Raw genomic sequence first — 10148 nt, forward strand, 5'->3', positions numbered from 1 at the left:
GACGATGCAGGGAGACGGCCGAATGCCCCCAGTGCGTAAGCCAGTTGGAGCAACCGGGCCGCAGGCTGTCACTATCAGTTTCGCCGGGTTCAACCGGCCCTGGGCGGCCTGGATCGGGGACCGTCTGGAGCGGCGCGGACTCCCGGTCGTCTATCAGCGGTGGGACCCGCCGGTGGAGACACCGCTGGAGGAGTCGCTGCGGGACCTGCTGCTGGCCCCCGGTCCCGTCCTGGTCATCCTGAGCGACTGGTACTTCCAGCTCGGCCCGCGCACCCACGACGAGTGGAACAGGGCGCTGCGCGAGGTCGTGGCTCCCGAGCCCGACCGGTTCGCCGCAGTCACCATCACCACCTCCGCCCTGCCCGGCGCCACCGCCGTCCTCGCCGCCGCCGATCTGACGACGCTCGGCCAGGAGGAGGCCGAGCGGCGCATCCTCACCCGTCTCGGCCTGCCCGCCGATCCGCGCCCGGAGCTGGTGGACACCCGGCGCGGCCCGCGCTACCCGGCCGACACGCCCGATGTGTGGGGCGGAGTCCCGCGCCGCAACACGCGCTTCACGGGCCGCGAGGGCCTGCTCAACGACGCCTATCACGCGCTCCAGGCGGCCGGCAGCGGCGCCGGAGTGGTCACCCTGCACGGGATGTCGGGCGTGGGCAAGACACAGCTCGCGGCGGAGTACGTGTACCGCTTCGGCGCGGAGTACGACGTGGTGTGGTGGGTCTCCGCCGACAAGCGGGTCACCTGCCGGCAGAAACTCGCCGAACTCGCCCCGGCGCTCGGCCTGTCCACCGGTGTGGAGTACGGCGAGCGGCTGCGCGCCGCCCGTGACGCGCTGCGCCGCGGCGATCCGTACAGCCGGTGGCTGCTCGTCCTGGACGGCGCCGACGAGCCCGACCAGATCTGGGACCTGGTGCCGAACGGTCCCGGGCATGTGCTGATCACGGCGCGCAATCCGGAGTGGGGCGAGCACAACAGCGTCCTGCTGGAGGTGCCGGTCTACGTACGTGAGGAGTCGGTGGCGTTCGTGCGCCGCAGGGCGCCACGGCTCAGCCACGCGGAGGCGGACCAGCTCGCGGAGGCGCTCGAAGACCTGCCGCTGCTGCTCGACCAGACGGCCGGCTGGCTCAACGACTCGGACATGTCGGTCGACGAGTACATCGAGCTGCTGGAGGACGGCATCGACCAGGACGTGGTCAGGGTCTCCGCCGACTTCCCGCTCGCCTTCCAGACCGGCTGGTCGATACTGCTCAACAAGCTCCGTGAGACGGTCCCCGAATCGGTCGACCTGCTCCGGCTGTGCACGTTCTTCGCGCCCGGCGCCATCCCCGTACGGCTGGTGCGGGACCTGCCGCCGGACACGCTCCCGGAGAAGCTCCGCGGGCTGGTCGACGACCCGGTGCGCTGGGCACGGGCGATCGGCAAACTCCGGCAGTACGCCGTCGTGCGCGCCGCCGGCGTCGGCGAGCGCGAGGTCCACGACTCGGTGAACGGCGAGGGCCTGACCGGTGTGGCGGGCGACACGCTCTACATGCACCGGATGGTCCACCAGATCGTCCACCAGGACATGCCCTCGCAGGACCACAAGGAGTTCATCGAGGTCGTACGGCGGGCACTGGTGCAGGCCGACCCCGGCCGGCCCACCGACACCCGGCTCTGGCCCCGGTACGCGGAGATCACCCCGCACCTCAAGTGGGCCGACGTGCTCCAGAGCACCGACCCGGCGATGCACACCCTGATCCTCAACTGCCTGCGCTACATGTACCTCTCGGGCGAGTACCGGGCCGGGATCAAACTCGGGCGACGCGCGCTGGACGCGTGGCGGGCGCTCCTCGGCGAGGCCCATCCGAGGATCTGGGACCTCAGCTACCACTACGCCAATGTGATGCGCGCCGTCGGCGACTACGCCGGTACGGAGGCCATCGAGCGGGCCGCCGTCGAGCATCTGCGCGCGGAGAAGGGCCCGAAGGACCTGGAGCATCTGCGGGCCGCGGGCGGGCTCGCCGCCGATCTGCGCGGCCTCGGCCGGTACGAGGAGGCCTTCGAGGTCTCCGGCTGGATCCTCGTCTCCTACCGCGAACTCCTCGGCGAGCAGGACTCCCGTACGCTCAACGCCCAGAACAACCTGGCCGTCTCGCACCGGCTGCTCGGCCGGTACAAGGAGTCGCTGGACCTCAACCGGCGCACCCTGGAGGCCCGTCGGCAGCTTCTGCGGCCACGGCACGCCTGGACGCTCTTCTCCGAGATCAACTACGCGACGGACCTGCGCCTGCTCGGGCGCTACAGCGAGGCCGAGTCGCTCCAGTCGCAGAGCGTGCGCGTGCACCGCATCGTGCTCGGCCGGGACAATCCGCAGACGCTGCGCGCCGAGCACAATCTCGCGCTGTGCCTCTACCGGGCGGGCGAACGCGGCAAGGCCGGCGAGCTGTTCACCCAGGTCCTGGAGAGCTGTGAGCGCGTCCTGGGCGAACAGGACCCGCTGACCATGATGTTCGCGGCCGGCCAGAGCTGCTTCGCCCGTGAGCACGGTGACATCGACCAGGCCCTGGCCATAAGCGGCCGTGTCGTCGACGGTTATGTGGCGATGCTCGGGGAGGGCCATCCGTTCGTCGCGGGCACCCGCGCCAACCACGCCCTGATCCTGCGCAACGTCGGGGAACGCGACCAGGCCCATATGCTCATCGAGGAGGCCCTCGTGGACATGACACGGGCCGTGGGCGAGAACCACCCGTGGACACTGGGCTGCGCCATCAACGCCTCCGCGCTGTGCCACATCGTGCGCGATCTGGAGGGCGCCGCCGCGCTGACCGGTGACACCATCGCCCGGGCCACCGAGGTCCTCGGCCGCACCCATCCGCTGACGCTCTCCGCCCGTATCGCGCACGCGGCGGACCTGCGGGCGCTGGGCGAGGCGCAGCGGGCCGAGAAGACCGAGGGAGAGGCGCTGGAGGACCTGGCGCAGACGCTCGGCGCCCAGCATGTGCACACCGTCGCGGCCCGCTCACGCAACCGGCCCTACTGGGACTTCGAACCGCCGAGCGTCTGAGCCGGGTACGCGGAAGGCCCGGCCCCGCGAAGTTCGCGGAACCGGGCCTCCGTGCTGTCCGTGCTGTCCTTGCTTACGGGCGCCGGACCGTGCGTACGGGCGGTGAGGCCGTCAGGCGTCGAAGACCTCGTTGACGAGCTGCTGCTGCTCCGCCTGGTGCCGCTTGGCCGAGCCGACCGCGGGCGAGGACGAGTGCGGGCGCGAGATGCGCCGCAGCCGCTCGGCACCCGGGACGTCGGCGCCGACCGCCAGGTCCAGATGGTCGATCAGGTTGAGCGCGATGAACGGCCAGGCACCCTGGTTCGCCGGCTCCTCCTGTGCCCACAGGTACGTCGCGGCGTTCGGGAACTTGGCGATCTCCGCCTGGAGTTCCGCGCCGGGCAGCGGGTACAGCCGCTCAAGGCGCAGGATCGCGGTGTCCGTGATGCCGCGCTTCTGCCGCTCGGCGTCCAGGTCGTAGTAGACCTTGCCGGCGCAGAAGACGACCTTGCGCACCGCGTTCGGGTCCACGCTCGTGTCACCGATCACCGGGCGGAAGCCGCCGCCGGTGAACTCCTCCGCCTTCGAGGCCGCGGCCTTCAGACGCAGCATCGACTTCGGCGTGAAGACGACGAGCGGCTTGTGGTGCGGGTTGTGGACCTGCCAGCGCAGCAGGTGGAAGTAGTTCGACGGCAGCGTCGGCATGGCGACCGTCATGTTGTTCTGCGCGCACATCTGGAGGAAGCGCTCCGGGCGCGCGGACGAGTGGTCCGGGCCCTGGCCCTCGTAGCCGTGCGGCAGCAGCAGTGTGACGCCGGAGGTCTGGCCCCACTTCTGCTCGGCCGAGGAGATGAACTCGTCCACGACCGTCTGCGCGCCGTTGACGAAGTCACCGAACTGGGCCTCCCACATCACCAGCGCGTCCGGCCTGGCGAGGGAGTAGCCGTACTCGAAGCCCATCGCCGCGTACTCGCTGAGCAGCGAGTCGTAGACGTTGTAGCGGGCCTGCTCGCCGGTGAGGTACTGGAGCGGCGTGTAGTCCTCGCCGGTCTCCTGGTCGACCAGGACCGCGTGGCGCTGGCCGAACGTACCGCGGCGGGTGTCCTGGCCGGAGAGCCGGACCGGGGTGCCCTCCATCAGCAGCGAGCCGATGGCGAGGGTCTCGCCCATGCCCCAGTCGATCGTGCCGTCGTCCACCGAGGACGCGCGGCGCTGGAGCTGCGGCAGCAGCCGGGGATGGACGGTGACCGTGTCCGGGATGTTGACCTGCGACTCGGCGATCCGCTTGACGACCTCGCCCGAGACGCCGGTGGCGACGGAGACCGGGAACTCGGCCTGCACGTCGGGCACCTGGGGCGCGGCGGGCTGCGAGGTGGCCTCGCGGACCTCGGCGAAGACCTTCTCCAGCTGGCCCTGGAAGTCCTGGAGCGCCTGCTCCGCCTCTTCCAGCGTGATGTCGCCGCGGCCGATCAGCGACTCGGTGTAGAGCTTGCGCACCGAGCGCTTCTTGTCGATCAGCCGGACCATCTGCGGGTTGGTGAACTGCGGGTTGTCGCCCTCGTTGTGACCGCGGCGGCGGTAGCAGATGAGGTCGATCACGACGTCCTTGTTGAACGTCTGGCGGAACTCGAAGGCGAGCCGCGCGACACGGACCACGGCCTCCGGGTCGTCACCGTTCACATGGATGATCGGCGCCTCGATCATGCGGGCGACATCGGTCGCGTACATGGAGGAGCGGGAGGACTCCGGCGAGGCGGTGAAGCCGACCTGGTTGTTGATCACGATGTGCACCGTGCCGCCGGTGCGGTAGCCGCGGAGCTGCGACATGTTGAGCGTCTCGGCGACGACGCCCTGGCCGGCGAAGGCCGCGTCGCCGTGGAGCGCGAGCGGCAGCACCGTGAAGTCCGTGCCGCCCTTGTTGATGATGTCCTGCTTGGCGCGGACGACGCCCTCCAGGACCGGGTCGACCGCCTCCAGGTGCGACGGGTTGGCGGTGAGCGAGACCTTGATCTGCTCGCCGTCCAGACCGGTGAAGGTGCCCTCGGCGCCCAGGTGGTACTTCACGTCGCCGGAGCCGTGCATCGACTTCGGGTCGAGGTTGCCCTCGAACTCGCGGAAGATCTGGGCGTACGACTTGCCCACGATGTTCGCGAGGACGTTCAGCCGGCCGCGGTGGGCCATACCGATGACGACCTCGTCCAGCCGCGACTCGGCGGCGGCGTCCAGAACGGCGTCGAGCAGCGGGATGACGGACTCGCCGCCCTCCAGCGAGAACCGCTTCTGGCCGACGTACTTGGTCTGGAGGAACGTCTCGAACGCCTCGGCCGCGTTGAGCCGGCGCAGGATGCGGAGCTGCTCCTCGCGCTCGGGCTTGGCGTGCGGGCGCTCCACACGGTCCTGGATCCACTTGCGCTGCTTCGGGTCCTGGATGTGCATGAACTCGATGCCGGTGGTGCGGCAGTACGAGTCGCGCAGCACGCCCAGGATGTCGCGCAGCTTCATCATCGACTTGCCGGCGAAGCCGCCGACCGCGAACTCCCGCTCCAGGTCCCACAGCGTGAGCCCGTGCTCGGTGATGTCCAGGTCGGGGTGCTTGCGCTGGAGGTAGTCCAACGGGTCGGTGTCGGCCATGACATGGCCGCGGACCCGGTAGGAGTGGATCAGCTCGAAGACCCGCGCGGGCTTGGTGACGTCCTCGTCGTGCGAGGCGTCGATGTCCTTGAGCCAGCGGACCGGCTCGTACGGGATGCGCAGCGCCTGGAAGATCTCGTCGTAGAAGCCGTTCTCGCCGAGGAGGAGCTGGCTGACGATCCGCAGGAACTCGCCGGAGGCGGCGCCCTGGATGACGCGGTGGTCGTAGGTCGAGGTCAGCGTCATGACCTTGGAGATGCCCAGCTTGTTCAGGGTGTCCTGCGAGGTGCCCTGGAACTCGGCCGGGTAGTCCATCGAACCGACGCCCATGATGACCGACTGACCGGGCATCAGACGCGGTACGGAGTGGACCGTACCGAGACCGCCCGGGTTGGTCAGGGAGACGGTGACGCCCGTGAAGTCGTCCATCGTCAGCTTGTTGGCGCGGGCGCGGCGGACGATGTCCTCGTACGCCTGCCAGAACTCGAAGAAGTTGAGCGTCTCGGCCTTCTTGATGCCAGCGACGACGAGCTGGCGGTCGCCGTTCGGCTTCACCAGGTCGATGGCCAGACCGAAGTTGACGTGCTCGGGCTTGACCAGCGTCGGCTTCCCGTCGCGCTCCGCGTAGGAGTGGTTCATCGACGGCATCACCTTGAGCGCCTGCACCATCGCGTACCCGATGAGGTGCGTGAAGGAGATCTTGCCGCCGCGCGCGCGCTTGAGGTGGTTGTTGATGACGATGCGGTTGTCGAAGAGCAGCTTCACCGGGACGGCGCGCACGGAGGTGGCCGTGGGCAGTTCCAGCGAGGCGTTCATGTTCTTCGCGACGGCGGCCGAGGGGCCGCGCAGCGTCACGTACTCCGGGCCCTCGGGCGCCGTGGCGGGCTTCGCGGGCGCCGGGGCGGCCTTGGCGGCCGGGGCGGCGGCCGGAGCCGCGGGTGCGGCGGTGGCGGGCCGTGCGGGCGCGGCGGGAGCCGGTGCCGGGGCCGCCCGTACGGGAGCCGGAACCGGGGCCACGGGCGCGGCCGGCGGCTGGACGGCGGCGGCCGGTGCGGCCGGAGCCGCGGTGGCGGGCTTCGCCGGAGCCGCGGGCGCGGCCTGGGCCGGGGCGGCCGGGGTCGTGGTCACCGCAGCCCCCGCGACCGCGGTCACAGCGCTCGGGGTGGGTTCGCCCGCCGTGCCGGGAGCGCCCGGCTTGTAGTCGGCGAAGAAGTCCCACCAGGCACGGTCGACCGAATTCGGGTCCTGGAGGTACTGCTGGTAGATCTCGTCGACGAGCCACTCATTGGCTCCGAAGGCAGCGGCAGGGTTCTTGCCCTGCCCGTCTTCGTCGGTCGAGATGCTCGCGTTACTGGGGGACTGAGACGACACGGCGTGAACCGCCCTCTTCCGCTTCACAAGGTGATGGACAGCGGGAATCAAGGCTACGCCTACCAGGCCTTCAGTTGCAGACCGGGCGTGCCATCGTCGTGCAAGTCACATCCGACGGCGGGTTTCAGTGGGTGAAATGGCGGGAAACTAGCGAGGTTCTGCGGCGTGAGGGCATGCGACGGGCGGGTTACGGCCGGGCCACGGCCCGATGGCCGGCCTCCGCCGTGCTCGCGCGGCGCACGTCCGGTACGTATCCCCGGGACCTGGCAGGGACCGGGCGGGAACGTGCCTCAACAGTTCGAAGCGTACGTCAACCGTGCGCTTGGCCCGTTCCTGGAAGAGTGACGCGTATCAGACATCCGCGGGCCGATTCGGCCACGCCGATCCGGCCGCCGTGCAGGTCCACCGCCCAGCGCGCGATCGCCAGCCCCAGGCCGGTACCGCCGTCGTTGCCCGGACCGTGCGGCGAGGGCGCGGTGCCCCGGTTGAAGCGCTCGAAGACCCGGTGCCGCTCCTGCTCGGGGATACCGGGACCCTCGTCCTGGATCTCCAGTTCGAGCGACTCGGGAGCCGCGCCGCGCCGCGCGCGCACGGTGACACGGCCGTGCGGCGGGCTGTGTTTGACGGCGTTGTCGATGAGGTTGGCGACGACCTGGTGCAGCCGCTCCGCGTCCGCGTGCGCGGTGAGTTCGGGCGGTGAGACATCCAGGTGCAGATGGACGTCCGTACGGGCGTGATTGCCGGAGCCGGAACTCGTCGCGCGCTGCGAGGCGGCCAGATTGGCCTCCTTGAGCACCCCGGAGAGATACGGCCACACCTCGAAGCGCTGGGCCCTCAGCGGTACGACGCCGTTGTCCAGCCGGGACAGGTCGAGCAGGGTCGCCGTCAGCCGGCCGAGCCGCTCCGTCTGCCGCAGCGCCGTCAGCATCGTCTCGGGATCGGCGGCGGAGACCCCGTCCACGACGTTCTCCAGCACGGCCCGCAGCGCGGCGATCGGTGTGCGCAGCTCGTGCGAGACATTGGCGATCAGCGCCCTGCGGTGCCGGTCCTCCGCCTCCAGGTCGTCGGCCATGCGGTTGATCGTGGAGGCGAGGTCGCCCAGCTCGTCCCGGCGGTCGGCGCCGCTGACCCGGCGGGTGTAGTCGCCGTGCGAGATGCCCTTGGCGACGGTGTTCATCTCGTCGAGCGGCGCGGTCAGACCGTGCGCCACGAACTGGGTGATCAGCAGGGTGGCGATCATCGAGAAGACGGTGATGAATCGCAGCTCGGTCTCGGTGCGCAGGGCCACCATCAGCAGACCGGTGGTGATGAAGACGGAGACGACGACCAGGGTGCCCAGTTTGGCCTTGATGGAGAACGGCCGCAGGCCCTTGGTCTCCGGACCGCCGCCGTGCGCGTCCGTGTCGTGGACGGCACGGGTGGCACGGGTGTCGTGGGTGGCGCGGGTGTCCGCCGCGCCGGAGCCCGGTCGGCTCATGGCGCGGGAGTCTCCAGCGCGTATCCGACGCCGTGCACCGTCCGGATCCGCTCGGCGCCGATCTTCCGGCGCAGCGCCTTGATATGGCTGTCGACCGTACGGGTGCCCGAGGCATCGGCCCAGTCCCACACCTCGGCGAGAAGCTGCTCCCGGGAGAGCACCGCGCGCGGTGTGTTGGCCAGACATACCAGCAGATCGAACTCGGTGGGAGTGAGATGCACATCCTCGCCCCGCACCCGCACCCGGCGCTGCGCGTGGTCGATCTCCAGCTCGCCCAGACGCAGGATGCCGCTGCGCGGGGTCACCGCGGCGAGCGCCGCGCGCTCCACCCGGCGCAGCAGCACATGCACCCGGGCCGCCAGCTCCCGCATGGAGAACGGCTTGGTCATGTAGTCGTCGGCGCCGACGCCGAGGCCGACCAGCATGTCGGTCTCGTCGTCGCGGGCCGTCAGCATCAGCACCGGCACCGGGCGCTGCGACTGGACCCGGCGGCAGACCTCGAGGCCGTCGAAACCGGGCAGCATCACATCGAGGACCATCACGTCCGGCTGCCAGGCCTCGGCCGCGTCGACGGCCGCCGGGCCGTCCACCGCCGTCTGCACCAGAAATCCCTCGGCCCTCAGCCGTGCGGCGATGGCGTCGACGATCGTCGCGTCGTCCTCGACGACCAGGACCCGGCGCTGGGCGCCAGGCGTCGCCGCGACTCCGTTGTGGCTGGTGTGTGTCTGCTCCATCGCCCCGCCCCTGGTACGCGTTCCGCGATCCTTGTTCCCGCGATCCACAGGTCCGACGCGGATGTGGATCGATGTGTGTGTGGTGCAGCGTAGAGGCAGCGGGAGCCTTCCGGCTACGCAGTGCGAACAGCGAGATGGACCACGTCGGGTACGCCTCGGGCAACCCGGATCTCTTCCTCCCGTACCCCGGTGAAACCGGCATTCCGCAACGTCCGGCCGAAGGCGGGCGAGGGCCGCGCCGACCATACGGCGAGTACACCGCCGGGTTTCAGCCGCGCGCGGCAGGCGGCCAGACCGTCCGCCGAGTACAGATTCCCGTTGCCCTCGGTCACGGTCCAGTCGGGTCCGTTGTCGATGTCCAGACAGAGCGCGTCGTAACGCTCCGTGGTGGTGTGTACGTACTCGATCAGATCGGTACAGAGGATCGCGACCCGCGGATCGGCGAGCGCGGCGGCCGAGATCCGGCCGAGCGGGCCCTCGCGGTGCCAGTCGACGACGGCCTGCTCGCGCTCGACGACCACGATCCGGCCCCAGCGGGGATCCGCGGCGGCGTGCGCGAGGGAGAAGCCCACCCCGAGTCCGCCGACGAGGACGGACGGCCGCGGCGCCGGCGCCNNGAGCGGCCGTCCGAGGTGTCCATCAGGAAGCATCCGTTGGCGATGATTTCCAGCCGTTCGCCGCGCTGTCGCAGCACGATCTCGCCGTAGGGTCCGTCGCGGCGGTCGAGGGTGACGGGAGCGGAGTCCGGGCCGGCGAGCGGGGCGGGGACCGCCAGGGCTACGGAAGTGGCGGGCAGGGGCATACGGACCTTTCCGTCGGTGTCCGTCGGTGGAACAGATCACCAACATCCTGGTGCGAGGGCGCGACCGGAACAAATCCGGAGGCGGGCACGGAGGCGGGCCCGGGACGCGGA

Annotated in this window: 4 protein-coding genes and 2 pseudogenes; 1 reads left to right on the forward strand and 5 read right to left on the reverse strand. The window is 70.4% G+C overall.

What is annotated here, in order from left to right; all coding sequences use genetic code 11:
• Positions 1-22: 22 nt before the first annotated feature.
• On the forward strand, positions 23-3043 hold the full coding sequence (gene fxsT / locus BFF77_RS13150; protein WP_066948175.1) for an FxSxx-COOH system tetratricopeptide repeat protein: 3021 nt from the start codon (positions 23-25) through the stop codon (positions 3041-3043).
• Between the two features lie 111 nt (positions 3044-3154).
• Here fxsT and BFF77_RS13155 read toward each other — a convergent pair whose 3' ends face one another.
• From BFF77_RS13155 to BFF77_RS36825, 5 genes and pseudogenes are all read right to left on the reverse strand, one after another.
• Entirely contained in the window at positions 3155-7024 is a 3870-nt protein-coding gene (locus BFF77_RS13155; protein ID WP_066948178.1) for a multifunctional oxoglutarate decarboxylase/oxoglutarate dehydrogenase thiamine pyrophosphate-binding subunit/dihydrolipoyllysine-residue succinyltransferase subunit, read from the reverse strand.
• 310 nt (positions 7025-7334) lie between these two features.
• Entirely contained in the window at positions 7335-8390 is a 1056-nt protein-coding gene (locus BFF77_RS13160; protein ID WP_066948195.1) for a HAMP domain-containing sensor histidine kinase, read from the reverse strand.
• Between the two features lie 107 nt (positions 8391-8497).
• Positions 8498-9235, reverse strand: coding sequence for a response regulator transcription factor (locus tag BFF77_RS13165; RefSeq protein ID WP_066948181.1), 738 nt, complete (start codon positions 9233-9235; stop codon positions 8498-8500).
• A gap of 113 nt (positions 9236-9348) precedes the next feature.
• A pseudogene (locus BFF77_RS13170) lies at positions 9349-9850 on the reverse strand (spermine/spermidine synthase domain-containing protein); the annotation flags it as partial.
• Positions 9851-9852: 2 nt separating this feature from the next.
• Positions 9853-10037 (reverse strand): annotated as a pseudogene (locus BFF77_RS36825) (spermidine synthase); the annotation flags it as partial.
• Between the last annotated feature and the right edge of the window lie 111 nt (positions 10038-10148).

This window comes from Streptomyces lushanensis, assembly GCF_001700515.1.
Classification (GTDB): domain Bacteria; phylum Actinomycetota; class Actinomycetes; order Streptomycetales; family Streptomycetaceae; genus Streptomyces; species Streptomyces lushanensis.